The sequence below is a fragment of the Pseudomonas sp. 58(2021) genome (assembly GCF_017491585.1).
GTDB classification, from domain to species: domain Bacteria; phylum Pseudomonadota; class Gammaproteobacteria; order Pseudomonadales; family Pseudomonadaceae; genus Aquipseudomonas; species Aquipseudomonas fluorescens_BT.
Window position 1 is genome coordinate 55,701 of the sequence record NZ_JAFGYZ010000028.1, and the last position, 21,723, is coordinate 77,423.

Sequence of the window (21,723 nt, forward strand, 5' to 3'; positions counted from 1 at the left end):
GGTCAGTGATTTGACGCATTGAGTCTGCGTCGTAGGGAAGGTAAAGCAAGATGGTACAGGTGAGAGCACACCAGCCGATCAACACCGACGGCAGTATCAATCTCGAGGCTTGGCTCGATCATGCGGTCAGTGTCGATCTGGCACTGGATCGCGAAGCCTTGAAGGAGGCCTGCGAGTACGCTCGCCAGGCCGAGCAACAGTCCAACGCGGCGAAGAATCTCTGGTCCGAAGGCAGCGGCAGTTTCAGCACCGGCCTCGAGATCGCAGAGATTCTCGCCGACCTCAAGCTCGATCAGGATTCGCTGGTCGCGGCGGTGCTTTACCGTGGCGTACGCGAAGGTCAGATCGAACTGGCGGCGGTCAGCCAGCGCTTCGGGCCGGTGGTTGCCAAGCTGATTGACGGCGTGCAGCGCATGGCCGCCATCAGCGCCAGTCTCAGCCCGCGCCAGTCGATGGTGATGGGCACTCAGGGGCAGGTGGAAAACCTGCGCAAGATGCTGGTGGCGATGGTCGACGACGTGCGCGTCGCGCTGATCAAGCTTGCCGAACGTACCTGTGCGATCCGTGCGGTGAAGACCGCCGATGACGAAAAGCGCAACCGGGTCGCCCGGGAGGTCTTCGACATCTATGCGCCACTGGCCCACCGTCTCGGCATCGGCCATATCAAATGGGAACTGGAGGACCTGTCCTTCCGTTACCTTGAGCCCGATCAATACAAACAGATCGCCAAGCTGCTGCACGAGCGGCGGCTCGACCGTGAGCGTTTCATCGCCGACGTGATGACCCAGCTCAAGGACGAATTGCAGGCCACCGGCGTCGACGCCGACATCAGCGGCCGGGCCAAACACATCTATTCGATCTGGCGCAAGATGCAGCGCAAGGGACTGGAGTTCAGCCAGATCTACGACGTGCGTGCGGTGCGCGTGCTGGTGCCGGAAATGCGCGACTGCTACACCGCGCTCGGTATCGTCCACACCCTGTGGCGGCACATTCCGAAAGAGTTCGACGACTACATCGCCAACCCGAAAGAGAACGGCTACCGCTCGTTGCACACGGCGGTGATCGGCCCCGAAGGCAAGGTGCTGGAAGTCCAGATCCGTACGCATTCGATGCACGAAGAGGCCGAACTCGGCGTCTGCGCGCACTGGCGCTACAAGGGTACCGACGTCAAATCCGGCTCGAATCACTACGAAGAGAAAATCTCCTGGCTGCGTCAGGTGCTCGAGTGGCACGAAGAGCTGGGCGACATCGGTGGTCTCGCCGAACAGCTGCGGGTCGACATCGAACCGGACCGGGTCTACATCTTCACCCCGGACGGTCACGCCATCGACTTGCCGAAGGGCGCGACGCCGCTGGACTTCGCCTACCGCGTGCACACCGAAATCGGTCACAACTGCCGCGGCGCGAAGATCAACGGGCGCATCGTGCCGCTCAACTACAGCCTGCAGACCGGCGAGCAGGTCGAGATCATCACCAGCAAGCACGGTACGCCGAGCCGTGACTGGCTGAACCCGAACCTGGGGTACGTCACCACGTCCCGGGCGCGGGCGAAGATCGTTCACTGGTTCAAGCTGCAGGCTCGCGACCAGAACGTCGCAGCGGGCAAGACCCTGATCGAGCGCGAGCTCAATCGCCTCGGTCTGCCGGCGGTGGATTTCGACAAGCTGGCCGACAAGGCCAATATGAAAACCGCCGAAGACATGTTCGCCGCCCTCGGGGCCGGCGACCTGCGTCTGGCGCAACTGGTCAATCTGGCCCAGCAACTGGTCGAGCCGGAGCGCGGCAACGAACAACTGGAGCTGATTCCACGCAAGGCCACCGGCTACAAGCCGGGCAAGCGCGGCGACATCCAGATCCAGGGCGTCGGCAACCTGATGACCCAGATGGCCGGCTGCTGCCAGCCGTTGCCGGGCGACGCGATTGTCGGTTACATCACCCAGGGCCGCGGCGTGAGCATTCACCGTCAGGACTGCGCCTCGGTGCTGCAATTGGCCGGGCGCGAGCCGGAGCGAATCATCCAGGTCAGCTGGGGGCCGGTTCCGGTGCTCACCTATCCGGTGGACATCGTCATTCGCGCCTATGACCGTTCCGGTCTGCTGCGTGATGTCTCGCAGGTGCTGCTCAACGAGCGGATCAACGTGCTGGCGGTCAACACCCGCTCGAACAAGGAGGACAACACGGCGCTGATGTCCCTGACCATCGAGATTCCGGGGCTGGACGCGCTGGGCCGGTTGCTGGGGCGGATTTCCCAGTTGCCGAACATCATCGAGACACGGCGTAACCGGACTCCATGAAACCGATCTACAGCCTTGAAGACCTGCTGCACCTGATGAACCGTCTGCGCGACCCGCAGTACGGCTGCCCGTGGGACATCAAGCAGACTTACGCGACCATCGTCCCGCACACCCTTGAAGAGGCCTACGAAGTCGCCGATGCCATCGAGTGCGGCGATTTCGACCACTTGCAGGGCGAGTTGGGCGATCTGCTGTTTCAGGTGGTGTATTACAGTCAGCTGGCGCGGGAGGAGGGACGGTTCGAATTCGCCGGAGTGGTCGACAGCATCACCCGCAAGCTGATCCGTCGCCATCCGCACGTGTTTCCCACTGGCGATCTGTATGCGCCGCTGGACGTGCCGCGTCTGAACGAAGAGCAGGTCAAGCAGCGCTGGGAGGAGATCAAGGCCGAAGAACGCGCCGAGAAATCCGCCGAGCCGCAGCAACTGTCACTGCTCGACGATGTGCCGGCCGCTTTGCCGGCACTGTCCCGCTCGGCCAAGTTGCAGAAGCGCGCGGGGCAGGTCGGTTTCGACTGGCCGGATGCCTTGCCGGTGCTGGACAAGGTGCGCGAAGAGCTCGATGAAGTGCTCGAAGCCATGTCCGAGAATGACCCGCAAGCGGTGGCGGACGAGATCGGCGATCTGCTGTTTTCCGTGGTCAATCTGGCCCGGCATCTGAAGGTCGATCCGGAAACCGCATTGCGTGGCGCCAACGGCAAGTTCGAGCGGCGCTTCCGTTTTATCGAACAGGCATTGCGCGACACCCACCGACCCATGGAAGATTGCACCCTCGAAGAGTTGGACGCCCTGTGGGGCGAAGCCAAACGTCAGGAAAAGAATTTGCCCAGCTGCGGCTGAGCCGTTGCCCAAGTGAGTAAGCATCAATGAGCCTTTCCCTTCGCGACCAGTTGCTCAAGGCAGGACTGGTCAACCAAAAGCAGGCCAAGCAGGTCAGCAAAGACAAACAGAAGCAACAGCGCCTGGCCCACAAGGGTCAGATCGAACTGGATGACTCCCAGCAGCGCGCCGCCCAGGAAGCCATGGCCGAGAAGGTCAAGCGCGATCAGGAACTGAACCGTCAGCAGCAGGAGAAGGCGGAAGCCAAGGCCCGCGCTGCCCAGGTCAAGCAGTTGATCGAAGTCTCGCGGTTGCCGAAGCTGACCACCGAGGACTACTACAACTTCGTTGACGACAAGAAGGTCAAGCGCATCTCCGTCAACACGCTGATGCGCAACAAGCTCAGCAGCGGCTCGCTGGCGATCGTGCACCATGCCGGCGGCTACGAAGTGATTCCTCGTGAGGCGGCCCTGAAGATTCAGGAACGCGATCCACAGCGCATCGTGCAGCTCAACGAGAAGGTCGAAGAGGTCAATGCCGAGGACGATCCGTACGCGGCCTATGTGATCCCTGATGATCTGATGTGGTAAGCGGCTTGCGGCCAGCTGCGAAGCGGCCCTGAAACCCGAAAACGACAAACCCCGCTCATGGCGGGGTTTGTCGTTTTCAATGCTGTGGTTTTCGGTTCAAGCGGATTTCAGATCCCGCTGCCGCTCTTGCAGTTCCAGTTCAGCCTTGTAGTTGTGGGCGTCTGTCTCGTTGTGGAACATGCCGACCAGCAAGTCTTGTTGATGCACATCCCAGATCCGTACACCGGCGGCTACGCCTTCATGGGACATGTGTGAATCGTCGCGTTCAGTTACTTTTACAGTCATCTGCTAGCTCCAATCTCTGTTATCTGCAGCAAGGCGTGTGCAGGGCTCTTTTATAGAATTTGTTAGCCTGCTAAGTAAACGCTTGATTTGTGCAACGTATCCTTGCGAAATCTGCAACAGTCCTGGAGCCCGCCAAATACGCGACATTCGGTCGCAGGGCATTGAGTTCCATGACAAAAGCTTCATGTTCCTGACGGCGATTTTCAAGCAATACACCGACCCTGTGGGAGCGGACTTGCTCGCGAATGCGATTTAACATTCAACATTTTTGTCGACTGACCCACCGCTTTCGCGAGCAAGCCCGCTCCCACAGGAGGTTGTGTTTATGGCTGGCGAAAAAAAACGCCCCGAACCAGTCGGGGCGTTTTCATGTGCGGCTCAACGGAAGGGAATTACTTGCCTTCCCAGCGTTTCAGCACGAGGGTGGCGTTGGTGCCACCGAAGCCGAAGCTGTTGCTCATCACGGTGTTGATGGTGGCGTTTTCGCGGGTCTTGGTCAGCACCGGCAGATCGGCCACTTCAGGGTCCAGTTCGTCGATGTTGGCGGAACCGGCAATGAAGTTGCCTTCCATCATCAGCATGCAGTAGATCGCTTCGTGAACGCCGGCAGCGCCCAGGGAGTGACCCGACAGGCTCTTGGTGGAGCTGATGGCCGGCGCCTTGTCGCCGAACACTTCACGCACACCTTTCATTTCCGCGACGTCGCCGACCGGAGTCGAAGTGCCGTGGGTGTTCAGGTAGTCGATCGGGGTGTCGACGGTGGACATTGCCATCTGCATGCAGCGGATGGCGCCTTCGCCGCTTGGGGCCACCATGTCGTAGCCGTCGGAGGTCGCGCCGTAGCCAACGATTTCCGCGTAGATCTTCGCGCCACGGGCCAGAGCGTGCTCCAGCTCCTCGACCACGACCATGCCGCCACCGCCTGCGATGACGAAACCGTCACGGTCGGCATCGTAGGCACGGGAGGCTTTTTCCGGGGTGTCGTTGCGCTTGCTGGACAAGGCGCCCATTGCGTCGAACAGGAACGACTGGCTCCAGTGCTCCTCTTCACCGCCACCGGCGAACACGATGTCCTGCTTGCCCATCTGGATCTGTTCCATGGCGGTACCGATGCAGTGAGCACTGGTGGCGCAGGCAGAAGCGATGGAGTAGTTCAGGCCCTTGATCTTGAACGGAGTGGCCAGGCATGCCGAAACGGTGCTGCTCATGGTCCGCGTTACACGGTATGGGCCGACGCGCTTGACGCCTTTCTCGCGCAGGATATCCAGCGCTTCCATCTGGTTCAGGGTCGACGCACCACCGGAACCTGCGATCAGGCCGGTACGCGGGTTGGACACCTGCTCTTCGGTCAGACCGGAGTCGGCGATGGCGTCTTTCATGGCCAGGTAGGCGTAAGCCGCTGCGTGGCCGACGAAACGATAGATCTTGCGATCGATCAGTTCTTCAAGGTTGAGGTCGATGGAGCCGGAAACCTGGCTACGCAGACCCATTTCGGCATATTCCGGGTTGAACCGGATGCCAGGGCGGCTTGCACGCAGGTTAGCGGAGACGGTCTCTTTGTCATTGCCCAGGCAAGAAACAATGCCCAGACCAGTGATAACGACGCGGCGCATGCGGATAACCCTTAGAAGTTGTCAGTGGAGGTGAACACGCCGACCCGGAGGCCTTCGGCGGTGTAGATTTCGCGACCGTCGACAGTCACCGAACCGTCGGCGATGGCCAGGTTCAGCTTGCCCTTGAGGACGCGTTTGATATGAATGTTGTAGGTGACTTTCTTGGCGGTCGGCAGGACCTGGCCGAAGAATTTCACTTCGCCCGAACCCAGCGCACGGCCACGGCCCGGCAGGCCTTGCCAGCCCAGGAAGAAGCCGACCAGTTGCCACATGGCATCCAGACCCAGGCAGCCCGGCATCACCGGATCGCCTTCGAAGTGGCAGGCGAAGAACCACAGGTCAGGGTTGATATCCAGCTCGGCGACCAATTCACCTTTGCCGTACTTGCCGCCTTCTTCGCTGATCAGGGTGATGCGATCCACCATCAGCATGTTCGGGGCGGGCAGTTGCGCGTTACCTGGGCCGAACAGCTCACCGCGACTGCAGCGCAGCAGGTCTTCCCGAGTAAAGGCGTTTTGTTTGGTCATGCGAGCTCCTCAATAATCCCATGCGGCAGGTGGGGCAAATCTTCCCGACCGATCGACGCGTTCATGCCTCGAACCGGCAGCCTACTCATAGACTATTGCGTTGTGGTGAAAGTCACAGCACCAAGGACATGAATGTACACTTGTGCACTGAAATTTTTATTCAAGCCCCTTTTGAGGCCCGATTGGGTGCCTAAGACTGCCGCACTTTCGCTTTTCACGCCAGTCGCAGATGCTCGAAAGGGCCTTCCTACTGCACCCAGCGCTGCAGAATCTGCTGCAGGTCATTACGTTTGAACGGCTTGGCCAGGTAATCGTTCATGCCTGCCGACAGGCAGTTTTCCCGGTCGCCCTGCAAGGCGTTGGCGGTCAGGGCGATGATCGGAACCTGGCCGCAGCCGGGCAGACGACGAATCTGTCGGGTCGCCTCGTAACCGTCGATGATCGGCAAACGGCAGTCCATCAGGATCGCCTCGAACCGATTGCCCCCGGCGCTGTGCACGGCCTGCATGCCATCGGTGGCAACGCTGACAGTAAAGCCCAGGCTGCGCAGCATGGCTTCGATCACAGTCTGGTTGACCGGGTTGTCTTCCACCAACAGCACGTTGCGACCTTCGCCGTGACCGTCGCCATTCGCCGCTCGTGGCGCGGCCAGTGTCGGCAAGGCCTGTTTATATAGAGCCAGCGGAATTTCCAGGGTAAACACCGAGCCGCGACCTTCTTCGCTTTGCGCGCGCAAGGTGCCGCCCATGCGTTCGGCCAGGGTACGGGCGATCGGCAGGCCCAGGCCGGTGCCGCCATAACGGCGCGAAATCGAGCTGTCGGCCTGCTGGAACGCGTTGAACATCAATTCCAGGCTTTGCGAAGAAATCCCGATGCCGCTGTCGCGCACCGAGCAGGTGAACCACAGCAATTCGTGATCCAGAGATTGCCACTGCGCCTCGATGCTGACGCGACCCTGTTCGGTGAACTTCAACGCGTTGCCCACCAGATTGACCAGAATCTGTCGGATCCGCGTCGGGTCGCCCTGCACCTGCAAGCCGCGCAGGTCTTCGGGAATCCGCAGTTGCAGGGCCAGGCCACGCTGTGCCGCGCTGTGCTGGAAAGACTGAGCGCAGGCGCCGATCAGGTCGGCGAGGTTGAACGGAATATGTTCCAGCTCCAGCTCCGAACGCTCGATACGCGAGAAATCCAGAATGTCGTTGATCACTTTGAGCAAATGCTCGGTGGACTCGGAAGCCAGCGCCGCGTATTCGATCTGCTCCTCGGTCATGTCGGTGGTTTCGAGCAGTTGCAGCATGCCCAGGACACCGTTCATCGGGGTGCGCAGTTCATGGCTCATCATTGCCAGGAAATCCGATTTGGCGTTGTTGGCCTTCTCCGCCTCTTCGCGGGTCTGGATCAGTTGCGCCATGGCTTGATGCTGTTCACGACTGGCCTGTTCCAGCGCCTGGGCCAGATTGTTGATGTGCTGCGACAAGGCTCCCAATTCGGTGTCATCGACAATCGGCAACGGGGTCTTGTAGTCGCCGTCCTGAATCGCCTTGACCGCATCGCCGATATCGCGGATCGGCTGCGACAGGCTGCCGGCCAGACGTCGTGCGAGGACAAAGGTGAAGAGCAGGGCGAACAGTGCCAGGATCCCGGCCTTGAGCAGGATCTCCTGTTGGCGCTGACTGAACGCATCGTTGGACAGGCCGACGATCACCCGCCCCAGATAATCCTCGGCGGCACCGCCGTTGGTGCTTTTGCCGTCCTGAAAGAAATCATTGTGCAAGGCAATCCGTTGCAGCCGCACCGGCGCCTGGAACACTTCGACCTGATGCGGGCGCTTGTGGGTGTCCGATGGTTGTTCGACATACGCCAGAATCCGGTTGGCGCTGTCCTGGATTTCGAGGAACCGCACATTGGGCGTGGCCAGTGTGGCTTTGAGCAGGCTTTCCAATACTTCGTTGTTGCCGGAAATCACCCCGTACTCGGTAGCGGGCGCGAGCTGGTTGGCGATCAGTTGGCCAGTGTGGTTCAGCTCCTGGCGCAAATCCTGGATGCGCACGAAGGTGAAAAAGCTGATCAGTAGCAAGGTCAGCAATAGCGCAGGGCCCAGGCTGATCAACTGGGTGCGGGTATTGATGTCCCAACGGCGGAAAATCATGGGCGGCGCTCTCCTTCGGCCAGCTCTGCGGCGACAGACGCTTCATTTATCGGCTCTATCCCTAATGAACGAGTCACCTGCGCATTGCTTGAGACTTTGAAGCGCCCGGGGTAGAGCGATCGCGGCCAGGCGGTGGGTGGGCGGTCGAGCAGTTCGTCGAGTACTGCCAGCCAATCGCTCTGATCGCTGTAGGTACTGGCGAGGCTGCCGGCGCGCACGAACGAGACGTTGGGGCCGACCAGCGCCAGTTGCCGTGAATAGCTGCTCAGCAGCAGGTTCTTTGCTGTTTTCGGGTTGTACAGGTCAGGGTCGTCCAGGCCCAGCAGCACATCACTGTTTTTCAGCACGGTCTGCAAGGGACGGTTGTCGTGGGTGTTGTCCCAGCGTTGCGGGACCACGTGCAGGTTCATTGGTTGTGCAGCGGCGAGCAGCTCCTTGAGCAGGAACTCGCTGTGCTGGTCGAACAGCACACCGACACGCCGGGCCTGAGGCAGGATCCGTCGGATCAGCTGCAACTGGCGACTCAGCGGCGGATCGCTCCACAGCAGGCTCAAGTGCGGCGGTTGCGCGGTACCAAAGCGTTGCCGGGCCTGCAATCGGCTGATGCGCAGAACCAGAGTCGCCGGGCCCTGGCTTTCCTGCATGCGCCAGTCGAGGCTCGGCAGGTCGAGCAGAATCAGGCGCAGGCTGGACGGCAACTTGCCCGGCGCCGGCAGGCTCGCCAGCGGCTGGAAATGCACGCGGTCGGTGGGGCGCAGTTCGCTCAGGGCCTGGACGAAGGACTGCACGCCGGGGCTTTCCTCGGCGCCGGTCAGCAGAATGTCGGCCGCCTGCACCGCCACGCCGTGCAGCCAGGCCGTCACGAACAGACACAGCCCGGCCAGCCATTGGCCGGCCGTTGGCATCTTCCGTGACAGGGCGTAACGCATCTAGAACTCCAGCTCTGCGCTGAAATACATCACCCGGCGTTCGTCGTAATTGTTGTCGACGAAGGTGGTCGGCTCATTGTCCAGACGCTGTTGCAGCACCCCGGCCAGTTGCAGTTGGGCCTTGCCCAACGGGATGCGTTTGGCGATGCGCGTGTCGACCCGCTCGAAGCGATAGCCATTGAGTGCGTTGTCGCCGTAATAGAAGAGGGCACTGTTCCAGCCGTGGCCCCAATCGCGCAGCCAACCGGCCGATCCGCTGTTGCGCGCGGTGAATTGCTGGTCCAGCGGGTTGCTTGCTTCGGCGTCGACGTAGGCGTAAGTCAGGCGCAGTCGATCGGCTGCACTCACGCGCCAGTCAACCTGGGTTTCGGTGCCGCGAAAGCGCGAGTCGTTGGCGTTGCTGGCGATGTACTGATTGTTGCGCAGCGGCTCACTGATCATCCCGGTGATTTCGTCGTAGAACAGCTTCACGTCCAGCGCCAGGCCCCATTCCGGAAAAAAGCCGTTGTAGCCCAGTTCTCGCGAGCGCATGTGTTCCTGGTCCAGATCGCCGGGGCCCCGGGTCTTGACGAAGTAGCGGGCCGATGTCTGGCCATAGGCGGAGGGGCGCAGGTTGGTTACCTGATAACTCCAGTTGACGTTGTTTTCGAACATGTCCGGAGAACGGATGGCTTCCGAGTACACCGCGCGCAGGCTGTGTCGCGGGTTGATCAGGTAATTGACGGCAAACCTGGGCGTCAGCGAGCTGCCGATCAGTTGAGTGTTTTCAAACATGGCGCCGCCCTGCAACAGCCAGTGTTCGCTGGCGCGCCACTCCAGTTGGCCGAATGCGCGCCACGTGGTGTCGTCCAGCGTTCCGTTGAAATAGGTCTCGGAGTCGGCCCGGTCGTAACGATAGTTCAAACCGCTGACCAGACGCAGGCTGTCGGACAGGCTGAGAGTGTCCTGTAATTCCAGGTCATAGCGCGATTCCCGGGCGCTCTGGTCGATGTCGCCGCACAGGGTACGGCTGGCGCCATTGCGCCATTGATCGAGCACCTGATTGGCCAGGGCCATTTCCGCGGGTGTGCCGGGCGCAGCACCGGGTCCGGTGAAGCGAGTGATGTTGCGCGCCAGTTGCTCTGTGTAATTGGGGTTGAGTTGCCACAGCTCCGTCAGTTGCGGGCTGAACGAGACCTCGGCGTCGCAGGCGCGCCAGGTCTGCTGACGATCCCAGTGTTGCGCCGAGCCTTGTACATAAAGGCTGTGATCGGGGTTGATGTCCAGGTTCCAGCGCACCGAGCCGGCGTAGTCCTTGGCGATCACGTCGGAATTGTTTCCGGCAGCGGTAATCCCGGAGAACACCGGGCGGTAGGTGTAGGGCCGCTGGTTGGTCCCGTCCTTGGCATTGAGCTGCCAGTCCACGCTCTGGTTGTCGCTCAGCGTCTGGCTGACTGCAAGGCTGAAGCGGTTCAAACGGCGGCTGTCGCGGTAATCGGCGCCGGTGCGATCGCTGTCGAAGCCGTCGTCCTCCTGACCCGACAGCGACAGGCGCAGGTCGCCGCCATTCCAGCCTGTTCCCTGACTGGCATAGAAATCGTTGATGCCACGCTGGCCACGGGTGATTTTCAGCCGTGTGCCGTGGCTGTCGGCGGGGTTGCGGGTGATGATGTTGACCACCGCCATCAGCGCGTTGGCGCCATAGCTGACGGTGTTCGGGCCGCGAAAGACTTCGATGCGCTCGATGTCTTCCATGGCCACCGGGATGTCGCTCCAGTCCACCGTGGCCAGGCCGGCGCGGTACACCGAGCGGCCATCGATCAGCACTTGCATGCGCCGCGCTTCGGTGGCGTTGGTGCCGTGATAGTTCACCACCGCCTGATTGCCGCTGATGTTGCCGACCATCATCCCCGGCACCAGGCGCAGCAGTTCGCTGATGTCCCGGGCGCCGCTGGCGTTGATCAGTTCGCTGTCGAGCACGGTCATGCTGCCGGGGACTTCCGCCGGCGACTGTTTCAGGCGCGTGGCCGTGAGGATCTGGGGCAAGGCCTCGCTGTCGACAAACAGGTCGTCCGCCAGCAGCATCGGGCTGAACACCAGCGCCAGCAGCAGGGACGAACGCGGGGAGGGAATGCCAGAAAACACGACGCAGCCTTGATAGCAAAGAATTGGCGCGCATGTTAACCGAGGACAGTGACTTTTCCAGTCACGTTGCGGGCATTTTCCTCGGTTTTATTGGTCTTCTTCCTACAAGTGCGGGTAATTGACGCCGGGGCTGTCCGAGAAGGGGCCGCTCCGTATAATGCCCGCATCGCCACTGGTATGGATTAACGGATTACATATGACTGAACAGCGCCCGATTGCGGTCCTGGGAGGCGGAAGTTTCGGTACCGCCGTGGCCAATCTGTTGGCCGAGAACGGCCATCAAGTCCGGCAGTGGATGCGTGACCCCGAGCAGGCCGAGGCCATCCGGGTCAATCGCGAGAACCCGCGTTATCTCAAGGGCATCAAGATTCTGCCGGGCGTGACTGCCGTCACCGACCTGCAGGAAACCCTCGATGCCTGCGATTTGTGTTTCGTGGCGTTGCCGTCCAGCGCGCTGCGCACGGTTTTGGCGCCGCATGCCGAGCGCCTGAGCGGCAAGATGTTGGTCAGCCTGACCAAGGGCATCGAAGCCCATACCTTCAAACTGATGAGCCAGATTCTCGAAGAGATCGCCCCCCAGGCGCGCATCGGCGTGCTTTCCGGGCCGAACCTGGCACGGGAAATCGCCGAGCACGCGCTGACCGCCACGGTGGTTGCCAGCGAAGACGAAGAACTCTGCAAGGCCGTGCAGGCCGCGCTGCATGGCCGTACCTTCCGCGTTTACGCCAGCGCCGACCGCTTCGGCGTGGAGCTGGGCGGCGCACTGAAAAACGTTTACGCGATCATCGCCGGCATGGCGGTGGCACTGAATATGGGCGAAAACACCAAGAGCATGCTGATCACCCGCGCCCTGGCCGAGATGACCCGGTTTGCGGTGAATCAGGGTGCCAACCCGATGACGTTCCTCGGTCTGGCCGGTGTCGGCGATCTGATCGTCACCTGCTCGTCGCCCAAGAGCCGCAACTACCAGGTCGGTTTCGCCCTCGGTCAGGGCTTGAGTCTCGACGAAGCGGTGTCGCGCCTGGGTGAAGTGGCCGAAGGCGTCAACACCCTGAAAGTGCTCAAGGCCAAGGCTCAGGAGGTTGGCGTGTACATGCCGCTGGTCGCCGGACTGCATGCGATCCTGTTCGAAGGGCGCACGCTTGAGCAGGTGATCGGTCTGCTGATGCGTGCCGAGCCGAAAACCGATGTCGACTTTATTTCCACCAGTGGTTTCAACTGATTCAGCAGGGAACAGTCCATGAACGATCCGAAAACCGAAGCCAAATATGAATCCATCCTCCTGCGGGTGTTGTGGATGATTGTCTACATCCTGGTCTGGCAGGTGGCGCAGTTCATCCTCGGCGCGTTGGTGCTGGTGCAGTTGATCTATCGTTTGATCTATGGCGCCCCGAGCGCCGGTCTGATGAATTTCGGCGACAGCCTGAGCCAGTTCCTGGCCCAGATCGGCCGGTTCGGCAGTTTCCACAGCGACCAGAAGCCTTGGCCGTTCGCCGACTGGCCGGCGCCGCGTACCCCGGAAGGTGAAGCGCCACACGTTGTCGCGCCAGCACCGCATCCGGCCCGCGATGAGGAACCCAAGCTATGAAACTCTGGGTATTGCGTCACGGCGAGGCCGAGCCCTATGGCTCACGACCCGATTCGGAGCGGGAACTGACCGCTCACGGTCGCAAGGAAGTGCTCAGCAGCGCCGCCCGGTTGATGGGCCAGCCACTGACGGCGATCTACGCCAGCCCGTACTTGCGGGCGCAGCAGACCGCACAGCTGGTGCGCGAGGCGCTGGGCTTCGAACCGGAGATCCGCACGGTCGAATGGCTGACACCGGAAGTCGATCCGGACCGCGTCGCCGAGCAACTGGTGTCGGTAAGCAATGTGCTGCTGGTCAGCCACAATCCGCTGGTCGGGCATCTGCTCAGCTACCTGCAACACGGCGCCGGCTATCCGCCGGAAAAGGTCAGCACCGCCGGGCTCGCCGAGCTCGAACACAGCGAGTTGCTGATCGGGTCGATGACGCTCAACAGCCTCAAGCATCCGTGAAATTTTTTGTATGAAATAGTCAACCAAGCACTTGCTTGGTTGACTACGCTTGCTCCATCCCAAAAAGAAAGGAGCGAGTCGCATGTCTGCTGCTTTTCGATTGCCGCTGGACGTGTTCTACGAACGCGAGGCCCGGCACCCGCGCCAACGCTTTCTGGTGCAACCCGTCGGCGGTGGGCAGGTCGAGACGCTGACCTGGGCCGACGTCGGTCATCAGGCCCGTTGTGCCGCACACTGGCTGCGCTCCCGGGAGTTGCCACAGGGCAGCCACATCGCGCTGATCTCGAAAAACTGCGCCCACTGGATCATCGCCGACCTGGCCATCTGGATGGCCGGGCATGTTTCGGTGCCGCTCTATCCCAATCTCACGGCCGACTCGGTCAATCAGGTACTCACTCACTCGCAAAGCGTACTGGCGTTTATCGGCAAACTGGATGACTGGCCGGGGATGTCGACCGGTGTTCCGGCTGATCTGCCGACCATCAGCCTGCCGCTGCACCCGCCCGGCGACTTCGATTTCAACTGGGGCGACCTGCAACGCTATTCCCCGATCCAGGACGATCCACGTCCCGCCGCCGATCAACTGGCGACGATCATCTACACCTCCGGCACCACCGGCCTGCCTAAAGGCGTGATGCACAGCTTCGCCAATCTCGGTTTCGCCACCACCCGCGGCACGCAGTTGTTCGGCCTCAATGAAAACGACCGACTGTTGTCCTATCTGCCGTTGTGTCATGTCGCCGAGCGAATGTTCGTCGAACTGGCGTCGATCTATACCGGGCAGACGGTGTTCTTTGCCGAGAGCCTCGATACCTTTCTCACCGATCTGAAGCGCGCGCGGCCCACGGCGATGTTTGGCGTGCCGCGGATCTGGACCAAATTCCAGATGGGCGTCTACAGCAAGATCCCGGCGAAACGTCTGGATTTCCTCCTGGGTCTGCCCTTTATCGGCAAACGGATCGGCCACAAAGTGTTGGTCGGATTGGGGCTGGATGCCTTGCGCGTGGCGTTGTCCGGTGCCGCGCCGGTGCCGCTCACCTTGTTGCGCTGGTATCAGAAACTCGGGCTCGACGTGCTGGAGGTCTACGGCATGACCGAGAGCTGCGGCTATTCGCATATCTGCCTGCCGGGGCAATACAAGGAAGGCTGGATCGGCCGGCCATGTCCTGACGTCGAGGTGCGAATCGACGAATCCGGCGAAGTGCAGGTGCGCAGCCAGGCCAACATGCTTGGCTATTTCAAGGAACCGCAGAAAACCGCCGAAACCCTGACCGCCGACGGTTTCCTGCGCACGGGTGACAAGGGCGAGCAGGACGCCGAAGGCCGTTTGCGCCTGACCGGGCGGCTCAAGGAAATCTTCAAGACCAGCAAAGGCAAGTACGTCGCCCCGGCGCCGATCGAAAACCGCCTCGCCGTACATACCCGGATCGAGCAGGTCTGTGTGGTCGGCGATGGTCTGAGTGCACCGCTGGGGCTGTGTGTGATCTCGGCAGCCGGGCATGAAGACGCGCGACCGCAACTGCATTCGAGCCTGGAAAAGCTGCTGGAGGAGGTCAACGCCGCGCTCGACAAGCATGAGCGGCTGCGCCGTCTGGTGGTGGTCAAGGACAGTTGGGCGGTGGAGAACGGCTTCCTCACGCCGACCCTGAAAATCAAGCGCAACGTCATCGAAGACACCTACGGCGCGCGCTTCGAAGAATGGAGCGAGCGCAGCGAGGCGGTGCTGTGGCAGGATTGAGCGACGATCAAAACAACAAAGGAAAGCCTGCGATGACCTTGTGGCGCACCACTCCCGACATCGAGCAGTTGAACGCAATCCAGAAAAACACCATCGGCGAAGTGCTGGACATCCGTTTCGAGTCCTTCGACGAAGAGTCCCTGACGGCCAGCATGGTGATCGACCATCGCACCCACCAGCCTTATGGCTTGCTGCACGGCGGCGCCTCGGTGGTGCTGGCCGAGACCGTCGGTTCGATGGCCAGTTACCTGTGCATCGACGCCAGCAAGTTCTATTGCGTGGGTCTGGAGATCAACGCCAACCACCTGCGGGGCCTGCGCAGTGGGCGGGTGACGGCGGTGGCCAAGCCGATTCACATCGGCCGCACCACTCACGTCTGGGACATCCGCCTGACCAGCGATGAAGGCAAGGCCAGTTGCGTGTCGCGGCTGACCATGGCGGTGGTGCCGTTGGGCGAACAGCCACCCGCACGCTGACCGATCCGTCATGGCCCTGACCGGACTGTCATCATTCCTGGCAGTTACGGTCATTGCTGTGCAACGCGGTCTTGCGGACAATCAACGCCTGTTTACCGCTCATGGATTTACCGGTATGTCGCAACCGATCTTTTTCGCTCATGCCAACGGTTTCCCGTCGGGCACCTACGGCAAGCTGTTCTCGGCGCTGGCGCCCGAGTTCCGGGTGACGCATCTGGAGCAACATGCCCACGATCCGCGTTTCCCGGCGGGTGACAACTGGTACCACCTGGTCGACGAGCTGATTCATCACCTGCAGCAGCAGGAGGAGCCGGTGTGGGGCGTTGGCCATTCCTTCGGCGGGATGCTGCATCTGCACGCCGCACTGCGTTGCCCGGAGCTGTATCGCGGGGTGGTGATGCTCGATTCGCCAGTGCTGACCCGCACCGATCAATGGGTGATCCGCGCTGCCAAACGCTTTGGTTTCATCGACAAACTCACCCCGGCCGGTCGCACGCTGGGGCGGCGTGAAGAGTTCGCCGACCTTGACAGTGCCCGCAGCTACTTTGCCGGCAAGACCCTGTTCCGCGGCTTCGATCCCGAGTGCTTCGACGCCTACCTGCAACACGGTTTGCACAAGGTCGGTGACAAGTTGCGCCTGCGCTTCGATCCGGCCACCGAGATCAGCATCTATCGAGGCGTGCCGCACACCAGTCCCGGGCGTACCCGGCAGCTTCAGGTGCCGCTGGCGGTGGTGCGCGGGCACAAGAGTCGTGTGGTGATGAACCATCACACCCGGTTCGTCGGCCGTCTGCCTCAGGGCGAGTCGCTCACAGTGCCGGGCGGTCACATGTTTCCCCTTGAACGTCCGCAGGACACCGCGCAGCTGCTGAAAAAACTGTTCAGTCGCTGGGAAAACCGCCAGCAAAAGGATTGTGCATGAGCCCTGTGGTCGAGGAAGTGCGCCTGAGCCTGCCGCATATCGAACTGGCGGCGCATATTTTCGGCCCGGAAGACGGGTTGCCGGTGATCGCCCTGCACGGCTGGCTGGACAATGCCAACAGCTTCGCCCGCCTTGCGCCCAAACTTGAAGGCTTGCGCATTGTTGCGCTGGACATGGCCGGCCACGGTCATTCGGGGCATCGTCCGGTCGGCGCAGGTTACGCGTTGTGGGACTACGCCTATGACGTGCTGCAAGTGGCCGAACAATTGGGCTGGAAGCGCTTCGGCCTGCTCGGCCATTCGCTGGGGGCGATAGTTTCACTGGTGCTGGCGGGGTCGTTGCCGGAGCGCATCACCCATCTGGCATTGATCGACGGGGTGATTCCTCCCACGGATAAAGGCGAAAACGCCGCCGAACGCATGGGCATGGCCCTGCAGGCGCAGCTTGATTTGCGAGAAAAACGCAAACCGGTCTACGCCACCCTCGACCGGGCCATCGAAGTGCGCATGAAAGGCCTGGTGGCGGTCAGCCATGAAGCCGCCGAACTGCTGGCGCAACGAGGCCTGATGCCAGTGCCCGGCGGTTACACCTGGCGCACCGACAACCGGCTGACCCTGCCATCGCCATTGCGTCTGACCCAGGAGCAGGCGATGGCCTTCATCCAGCGGATCGCCTGTCCTGCACAATTGGTGGTGGCGGCCGACGGCATGCTGGCCAAGCATCCAGAGCTGCTGGAACGTCTACCCTTTAGCCGGGAACAGCTGCCCGGCGGGCACCATTTGCACCTGAACGACGAGTCGGGTGCGGTCCTTGTCGCAGACTGTTTCAATCGGTTCTTCGCCATTCCTTGACTTGCCCCGGGCAACTGTCGAGGCTGGGCGGGTTGAAATGGGAGACAACCACAATGGATTTCTACACCGCTGCGAACCCGAATAGCCAGAAAGGCGCTCCGGCCATGCCGATCCGATGAGCCTGCCCATGCGAACTTTCAGTCTGCTGGCGCTGTGCTGTTTCAGTCCCGTGTTGCTCGCTGCCGACCTGCCGGGCAGTCAGGATCTGCCGATCGTGCCGCGTCTGGCCGATGCGCAGATCGTTGACTATCGCCCGGCCGCGACGCTGGAACGGATCTACCCGATGGGCTCGATCCGCAAGATCAGCGGCCAGTTGCGTTTCGACGGTCAGGTCGGCGCCCGGGGGCAGACCACCTCGGTCACCTACGAACTGCCACCCGAACACTCCGCCAACGAAGCCTTCACCGTCGCCCGCGAGGCCCTGCAAAAACAGGACGCTGAACTGTTGTTCTGGTGTCAGGCCAGGGATTGCGGCGAAAGCAGCCTGTGGGCCAACGAGGTGTTCGGCAATGCCAAGCTGTACGGCGCCGACGAGCAGCAGGCCTATCTGCTGCTGAGGCTGGCGGCACCTCGCGACAACACGCTGGTGGCGCTGTACAGCATCACTCGCGGCAATCGCAAAGCCTATCTGCACGTCGAGCAATTCGAGGCCGCCACGCCGTTGGGTGAACTGCTGCCGACATCCGCGACCCTGTTGCGCCAGTTGAAAGACACCGGTGAGCTGAAATTGCCGAAACTGGCCGGTGATCCGGATGACACCTGGCTGCGCCTGTTATCTCGTGGCCTGAACCTCGACACCACTTTGCGGGTGACGGTTTCCGGGCTCAAAGCCGAAGCCTGGCGTCAGGCGCTGATCGCGCAGGGTGTGCGCGCGGCACGCATGGAGACCGGCAATGTCGAAGGTGCCGGCCTGCGCATCGATCTGTTGCGATAAGGTGTCTCTGGCGGACACGCCCGGCGTGTTCGCCTACTCTTTGCCTGACTGACTTTTTCGAGATTTCACATGCCCAATAATGATCGTCTGCTGGTGCAGATCCTGTTGCTGGTGTTGTTCGGTGCCAGTTTCTGGGTGATGGCGCCGTTCTGGTCAGCGCTGTTCTGGGGCGCTGTGCTGGCGTTCGCCAGTTGGCCGTTGATGCTTCTGCTGACGCGCTGGCTCGGTGGCCGCGAATCACTGGCGGCAGGCATCCTGACCCTGGGCTGGATGTTGCTGGTGGCGGCACCGCTGGTATGGCTGGGGTTCAACCTGGCCGATCACGTGCGCGATGCCACAGTGTTCATCAAGGATGTGCAGGTTGATGGCCTGCCGGAAGCGCCGGCCTGGCTCGGCACGATTCCGCTGGTGGGGGAGCGGCTGGTCGGGTTCTGGAACAGCGTCGACCAGCAGGGGGCGGCGCTGATGGTATCGCTCAAGCCTTATCTGGGGCAGGTCGGCAACTGGCTGCTGGCGCGCAGTGCGCAGATCGGCGGCGGGATTCTCGAGCTGACCCTGAGCATTGTCTTCGTGTTCTTTTTCTACCGTGACGGGCCGCGGCTGGCGGCGTTCGTGCACGGTCTGCTGGAGCGCTTGATCGGTGATCGTGCCGGGTATTACATCGAGTTGGTGGCCGGTACGGTGCAGCGGGTGGTCAACGGGGTGATCGGTACGGCGGCGGCGCAAGCGGTGCTGGCGCTGATCGGTTTCTTGATTGCCGGGGTGCCGGGGGCTTTAGTGCTGGGGATCGTGACGTTCCTGCTCAGTCTGATTCCGATGGGGCCGCCGCTGGTGTGGATTCCGGCCACGGCCTGGCTGGCCTGGAAGGGCGAGTACGGGATGGCGGTATTTCTCGGAATCTGGGGGACGTTCATCATCAGTGGTGTGGATAACGTGCTCAAGCCGTATCTGATCAGCCGTGGCGGGAATCTGCCGCTGGTGATTGTGTTGCTCGGGGTGTTTGGCGGGTTGATTGCGTTTGGGTTTATCGGGTTGTTTATCGGGCCTACGCTTTTGGCGGTTGCTTATAGTTTGTTGACGGATTGGAGCAAGAGTCAGGGGCGGGTTGAGGATCGGCGTTGAAGGTTAGCCTTGGCGGCCTTCGGGCCGGCCAGGCTTTGGGTTGTTTTGGGTGAATATCCGTTTCTTCGGGTGTTGCGGCTGGCGGTTTCGCCCTTACGGCGAGTCCCTTTTTCAGACGCCAAAAAGGAACCAAAAGGCTTGGCCCCAACGTTCGGCGCCTCGCTGTGGCTCGGCGTCCCTTCGCTCCGGGATTCATCCGGGGGCATCGCCTACGGTTTGCTTCGCTGCACCTCCTCTCGATGTGTTTGGCTTCGCCAAACGGCGCTACGCGCCCACCCCCGGATAAATCCCTCCACTCAGCCTCTCAACGGGGCCGGTACGTCAAAAGCGGTACTTGAGCTAACGCTCATCGTGTTGAGTGGTGGGAAGCCAAAGCCAAGGCAGAAGCAGAGGTAGAGGTAGAGGTAGAGGAGGCCGGTGCGGGATGTGTGCTTTTAAAGACCCGAGTTCACCTCGGTATGTCACGTCGGCGTACCTCTCCCAAACAACTCGGTCAGTCCCCTCTCCCTATGGGAGAGGGCTAGGGTGAGGGGTGGCTTTCATTGACACCCCGCAAAACGAAGGCAAACGACTAACCCGGCAAGCTCTGATCGCCCAGCGATCACTTCACCGCATTACTTCAAGTCGCCACATTCAAATACTTGCCCACCGACGCCGTTCCACCAAGCGAATACTGCTTGCTCAGATTGGCAATCATCCGGTTCAACGCTTCGGTAGTGGTTTGAGTAGTACTGGCAGTCTGTTCATCGCCCGGACGCTGGCGCCCCGCCTGTAACGCCACCTTCAACTCGTCACTGCTCACGCCACCACTGCTGTCGCTATCCAGTACCTTGAGCAGCGCCGCACTGCTATCGCTGCTGGAGGACGAGGTGCTTTCGCTGGCCTGCAACGCGCTGCTCAGTTCGTCGCCGTTGATGGCGCCGTCGCCGTCGGTGTCCAGGGCTTTGATCAGGGCGTCGGCCAGGTCGGTGTTGGGGGCCCGGTTGTGGTCGGGTGGCGGTGGTGGCGCCATGGCGGCCATTTCGTCGGCGCTGAGGCTGCCGTTGCTGTCGCTGTCCAGGTCGCCGAATTGTTTGCTCAGGTTGACCAGCAAACCGTCATTGGATTTTTGCGATAGGGCGCTGCTCAGTTCGTCCTGATCCACCGCGCTGTCGCCGTTGCTGTCGAGTTTGGCGAACAGTTCTTTTTGCAGTTGCTGGCTGCGGGCGTTTTGCGTGGTGGTGCTGCTGGTGCTGGTGTAGCTCGTGTAGTTGCTCACGCTACCGATCATCGGGCTCTCTCCTTGGACTGGAAAACCGGTTTGTGTACCGGCTTATGCAGCGTCAAGGCGGGAGGTGTCGTGGGTATGTGGATTTTGTACCGGGCGGTACACAGTCGGCGTCAGTGGCGGGGCAGGCGAATTACGGCGGTGAGGCCGCCGCCAGACGTCTCTTCGAGGTTCAACTGGCCGCCCTGGCGTTGCGCGGCTTCCCGGGCGATGGTCATGCCCAGGCCAACGCCACCGGAGTTGCGGTTGCGTGAGCCTTCGAGGCGGAAGAACGGTTCGAACACCGCTTCGCGCTTGTCGGCGGCGATGCCCGGGCCGTGGTCGATGACGCGGATCAGCAGGTGTTCGCGCTGATCCTGCAGTTCGATGTGAGCTTGGCCGGCGTAGCGCAGGGCGTTGTCCATCAGGTTGTTGATGCACGAGCGCAGTGCCATCGGCTGCACCTGCAAGGGCGCGCAGTGGCCGCTGACCTGTACGTCGGCGCCTTGATCCTGGGCGTTTTCGCACAGTGATTCGACCAGCGCCTGCACGTCCATCATCTGCAGCGCTTCGCTGGTGCGCTGTTCGTGCAGGTAGGTGAGGGTGGCATCGAGCATGCCGATCATGTCGTTCAGGTCCTGACGCATCTGGCCCTGGAGCTTGTCGTCGTCGATCTTTTCCAGGCGCAGTTTCAGCCGCGACAGTGGCGTGCGCAGGTCGTGGGAGACGGCGCCGAGCATTCGTGCGCGTTGCTGAACCTGTTCGCGAATCCGCTGTTGCATCAGGTTGAAGGTGTGAGCGGCCTGTCGGGCTTCTCGCGGGCCTGATTCATCCAGCGGCGGGCTGTCGAGGTTTTCGCTGAGGCGTTCGGCGGCGTCGCTCAGACGCTGGATCGGCCGGCTCAAGAGTTTGGCGCCGTACCACGCAGCGATCATCAGTGAGATGAACTGAAAGGTCAGTGGCACCAGCGGCCCGCCGAACCAGGGGCGCGGCGGTCGATGGGAGAAGCGCGGATCTGGTGTCGGACGTTGTCCTTCGACGCCTTGGGAAAATTCCGGCGGCGGAGGG

At 61.5% G+C, this 21,723-nt stretch carries 20 protein-coding genes; 12 read left to right on the forward strand and 8 right to left on the reverse strand.

Going from position 1 to position 21,723, the window contains the following annotated elements:
* Positions 1 to 50: 50 nt before the first annotated feature.
* Genes relA through J5M72_RS25495 form a run of 3 tightly spaced genes read left to right on the forward strand, consistent with a single transcriptional unit; the run spans position 51 to position 3,702 of the window.
* Positions 51 to 2,294: a GTP diphosphokinase gene (gene relA / locus J5M72_RS25485; RefSeq protein WP_085710978.1), complete on the forward strand. Its 2,244-nt coding sequence runs from the start codon at positions 51 to 53 to the stop codon at positions 2,292 to 2,294.
* Between the two features lie 5 nt (positions 2,295 to 2,299).
* A complete protein-coding gene (gene mazG, locus J5M72_RS25490) occupies positions 2,300 to 3,133 on the forward strand; it encodes a nucleoside triphosphate pyrophosphohydrolase (RefSeq protein WP_207867666.1) in 834 nt (277 codons plus the stop codon).
* A gap of 26 nt (positions 3,134 to 3,159) precedes the next feature.
* Complete coding sequence (locus tag J5M72_RS25495) at positions 3,160 to 3,702, forward strand: DUF2058 domain-containing protein (RefSeq protein ID WP_011335479.1); 543 nt, start codon at positions 3,160 to 3,162, stop codon at positions 3,700 to 3,702.
* Between the two features lie 96 nt (positions 3,703 to 3,798).
* Here J5M72_RS25495 and J5M72_RS25500 read toward each other — a convergent pair whose 3' ends face one another.
* From J5M72_RS25500 to J5M72_RS25525, 6 genes are all read right to left on the reverse strand, one after another.
* Positions 3,799 to 3,987, reverse strand: coding sequence for a hypothetical protein (locus J5M72_RS25500; RefSeq protein ID WP_169431476.1), 189 nt, complete (start codon positions 3,985 to 3,987; stop codon positions 3,799 to 3,801).
* Positions 3,988 to 4,379: 392 nt separating this feature from the next.
* Positions 4,380 to 5,600, reverse strand: a complete 1,221-nt coding sequence (gene fabB, locus J5M72_RS25505; RefSeq protein ID WP_207867642.1) for a beta-ketoacyl-ACP synthase I — start codon at positions 5,598 to 5,600, stop codon at positions 4,380 to 4,382.
* 11 nt (positions 5,601 to 5,611) lie between these two features.
* Positions 5,612 to 6,127 (reverse strand): 3-hydroxyacyl-[acyl-carrier-protein] dehydratase FabA, encoded by a 516-nt coding sequence (gene fabA, locus J5M72_RS25510; RefSeq protein WP_003227150.1) that lies wholly within the window; start codon positions 6,125 to 6,127, stop codon positions 5,612 to 5,614.
* Between the two features lie 247 nt (positions 6,128 to 6,374).
* Entirely contained in the window at positions 6,375 to 8,276 is a 1,902-nt protein-coding gene (locus tag J5M72_RS25515) for an ATP-binding protein (protein WP_207867645.1), read from the reverse strand.
* Positions 8,273 to 9,205, reverse strand: a complete 933-nt coding sequence (locus J5M72_RS25520) for an ABC transporter substrate-binding protein (protein ID WP_207867647.1) — start codon at positions 9,203 to 9,205, stop codon at positions 8,273 to 8,275. The genes J5M72_RS25515 and J5M72_RS25520 overlap by 4 nt, the downstream gene beginning before the upstream one ends.
* Positions 9,206 to 11,329 (reverse strand): TonB-dependent receptor, encoded by a 2,124-nt coding sequence (locus tag J5M72_RS25525; RefSeq protein WP_207867649.1) that lies wholly within the window; start codon positions 11,327 to 11,329, stop codon positions 9,206 to 9,208.
* A gap of 196 nt (positions 11,330 to 11,525) precedes the next feature.
* On the opposite strand from J5M72_RS25525, the gene J5M72_RS25530 reads away from it, so the two are divergent.
* The 9 genes from J5M72_RS25530 (at position 11,526) to J5M72_RS25570 (ending at position 19,409) form a co-directional block, all read left to right on the forward strand.
* On the forward strand, positions 11,526 to 12,551 hold the full coding sequence (locus tag J5M72_RS25530; protein WP_169431471.1) for an NAD(P)H-dependent glycerol-3-phosphate dehydrogenase: 1,026 nt from the start codon (positions 11,526 to 11,528) through the stop codon (positions 12,549 to 12,551).
* A gap of 18 nt (positions 12,552 to 12,569) precedes the next feature.
* Complete coding sequence (locus J5M72_RS25535; RefSeq protein ID WP_169431470.1) at positions 12,570 to 12,917, forward strand: DUF4389 domain-containing protein; 348 nt, start codon at positions 12,570 to 12,572, stop codon at positions 12,915 to 12,917.
* Complete coding sequence (gene sixA, locus J5M72_RS25540) at positions 12,914 to 13,366, forward strand: phosphohistidine phosphatase SixA (protein ID WP_085710970.1); 453 nt, start codon at positions 12,914 to 12,916, stop codon at positions 13,364 to 13,366. The genes J5M72_RS25535 and sixA overlap by 4 nt, the downstream gene beginning before the upstream one ends.
* An 82-nt stretch (positions 13,367 to 13,448) precedes the next feature.
* The gene (locus J5M72_RS25545; protein WP_169431469.1) at positions 13,449 to 15,104 is read left to right on the forward strand and encodes an AMP-binding protein; all 1,656 of its coding nucleotides are present in this window, start codon (positions 13,449 to 13,451) and stop codon (positions 15,102 to 15,104) included.
* 32 nt (positions 15,105 to 15,136) lie between these two features.
* Positions 15,137 to 15,580, forward strand: coding sequence for a hotdog fold thioesterase (locus tag J5M72_RS25550; protein WP_169431468.1), 444 nt, complete (start codon positions 15,137 to 15,139; stop codon positions 15,578 to 15,580).
* A gap of 115 nt (positions 15,581 to 15,695) precedes the next feature.
* Positions 15,696 to 16,502: an alpha/beta hydrolase gene (locus J5M72_RS25555; protein ID WP_207867651.1), complete on the forward strand. Its 807-nt coding sequence runs from the start codon at positions 15,696 to 15,698 to the stop codon at positions 16,500 to 16,502.
* Positions 16,499 to 17,353 carry an alpha/beta hydrolase gene (locus J5M72_RS25560; protein WP_207867653.1) on the forward strand — a complete coding sequence of 285 codons (855 nt, stop codon included), beginning with the start codon at positions 16,499 to 16,501 and terminating at the stop codon, positions 17,351 to 17,353. The genes J5M72_RS25555 and J5M72_RS25560 overlap by 4 nt, the downstream gene beginning before the upstream one ends.
* Before the next feature lie 127 nt (positions 17,354 to 17,480).
* Positions 17,481 to 18,287, forward strand: a complete 807-nt coding sequence (locus J5M72_RS25565; RefSeq protein WP_207867655.1) for a DUF4892 domain-containing protein — start codon at positions 17,481 to 17,483, stop codon at positions 18,285 to 18,287.
* Positions 18,288 to 18,356: 69 nt separating this feature from the next.
* Positions 18,357 to 19,409 carry an AI-2E family transporter gene (locus tag J5M72_RS25570; protein ID WP_207867658.1) on the forward strand — a complete coding sequence of 351 codons (1,053 nt, stop codon included), beginning with the start codon at positions 18,357 to 18,359 and terminating at the stop codon, positions 19,407 to 19,409.
* A gap of 619 nt (positions 19,410 to 20,028) precedes the next feature.
* Here the strand turns inward: J5M72_RS25570 and xopAW are convergent.
* Both xopAW and J5M72_RS25580 read right to left on the reverse strand, forming a co-directional pair.
* Positions 20,029 to 20,679, reverse strand: coding sequence for a XopAW family type III secretion system calcium-binding effector (xopAW, locus tag J5M72_RS25575; RefSeq protein ID WP_207867660.1), 651 nt, complete (start codon positions 20,677 to 20,679; stop codon positions 20,029 to 20,031).
* Between the two features lie 110 nt (positions 20,680 to 20,789).
* Positions 20,790 to 21,723: HAMP domain-containing sensor histidine kinase (locus tag J5M72_RS25580; protein ID WP_207867662.1), on the reverse strand; the 934-nt coding region annotated here is incomplete at its 5' end.

Excerpts from the sequence above, each read along its gene's own strand:
- relA (WP_085710978.1), top strand. The coding sequence starts at position 51 with ATGGTACAGGTGAGAGCACACCAGCCGATCAACACCGACGGCAGTATC.
- J5M72_RS25495 (WP_011335479.1), top strand. The coding sequence starts at position 3,160 with ATGAGCCTTTCCCTTCGCGACCAGTTGCTCAAGGCAGGACTGGTCAAC.
- J5M72_RS25500 (WP_169431476.1), bottom strand. The coding sequence starts at position 3,987 with ATGACTGTAAAAGTAACTGAACGCGACGATTCACACATGTCCCATGAA.
- fabB (WP_207867642.1), bottom strand. The coding sequence starts at position 5,600 with ATGCGCCGCGTCGTTATCACTGGTCTGGGCATTGTTTCTTGCCTGGGC.
- fabA (WP_003227150.1), bottom strand. The coding sequence starts at position 6,127 with ATGACCAAACAAAACGCCTTTACTCGGGAAGACCTGCTGCGCTGCAGT.
- J5M72_RS25515 (WP_207867645.1), bottom strand. The coding sequence starts at position 8,276 with ATGATTTTCCGCCGTTGGGACATCAATACCCGCACCCAGTTGATCAGC.
- J5M72_RS25520 (WP_207867647.1), bottom strand. The coding sequence starts at position 9,205 with ATGCGTTACGCCCTGTCACGGAAGATGCCAACGGCCGGCCAATGGCTG.
- J5M72_RS25530 (WP_169431471.1), top strand. The coding sequence starts at position 11,526 with ATGACTGAACAGCGCCCGATTGCGGTCCTGGGAGGCGGAAGTTTCGGT.
- J5M72_RS25535 (WP_169431470.1), top strand. The coding sequence starts at position 12,570 with ATGAACGATCCGAAAACCGAAGCCAAATATGAATCCATCCTCCTGCGG.
- sixA (WP_085710970.1), top strand. The coding sequence starts at position 12,914 with ATGAAACTCTGGGTATTGCGTCACGGCGAGGCCGAGCCCTATGGCTCA.
- J5M72_RS25545 (WP_169431469.1), top strand. The coding sequence starts at position 13,449 with ATGTCTGCTGCTTTTCGATTGCCGCTGGACGTGTTCTACGAACGCGAG.
- J5M72_RS25550 (WP_169431468.1), top strand. The coding sequence starts at position 15,137 with ATGACCTTGTGGCGCACCACTCCCGACATCGAGCAGTTGAACGCAATC.
- J5M72_RS25555 (WP_207867651.1), top strand. The coding sequence starts at position 15,696 with ATGTCGCAACCGATCTTTTTCGCTCATGCCAACGGTTTCCCGTCGGGC.
- J5M72_RS25560 (WP_207867653.1), top strand. The coding sequence starts at position 16,499 with ATGAGCCCTGTGGTCGAGGAAGTGCGCCTGAGCCTGCCGCATATCGAA.
- J5M72_RS25565 (WP_207867655.1), top strand. The coding sequence starts at position 17,481 with ATGCGAACTTTCAGTCTGCTGGCGCTGTGCTGTTTCAGTCCCGTGTTG.
- J5M72_RS25570 (WP_207867658.1), top strand. The coding sequence starts at position 18,357 with ATGCCCAATAATGATCGTCTGCTGGTGCAGATCCTGTTGCTGGTGTTG.
- xopAW (WP_207867660.1), bottom strand. The coding sequence starts at position 20,679 with ATGATCGGTAGCGTGAGCAACTACACGAGCTACACCAGCACCAGCAGC.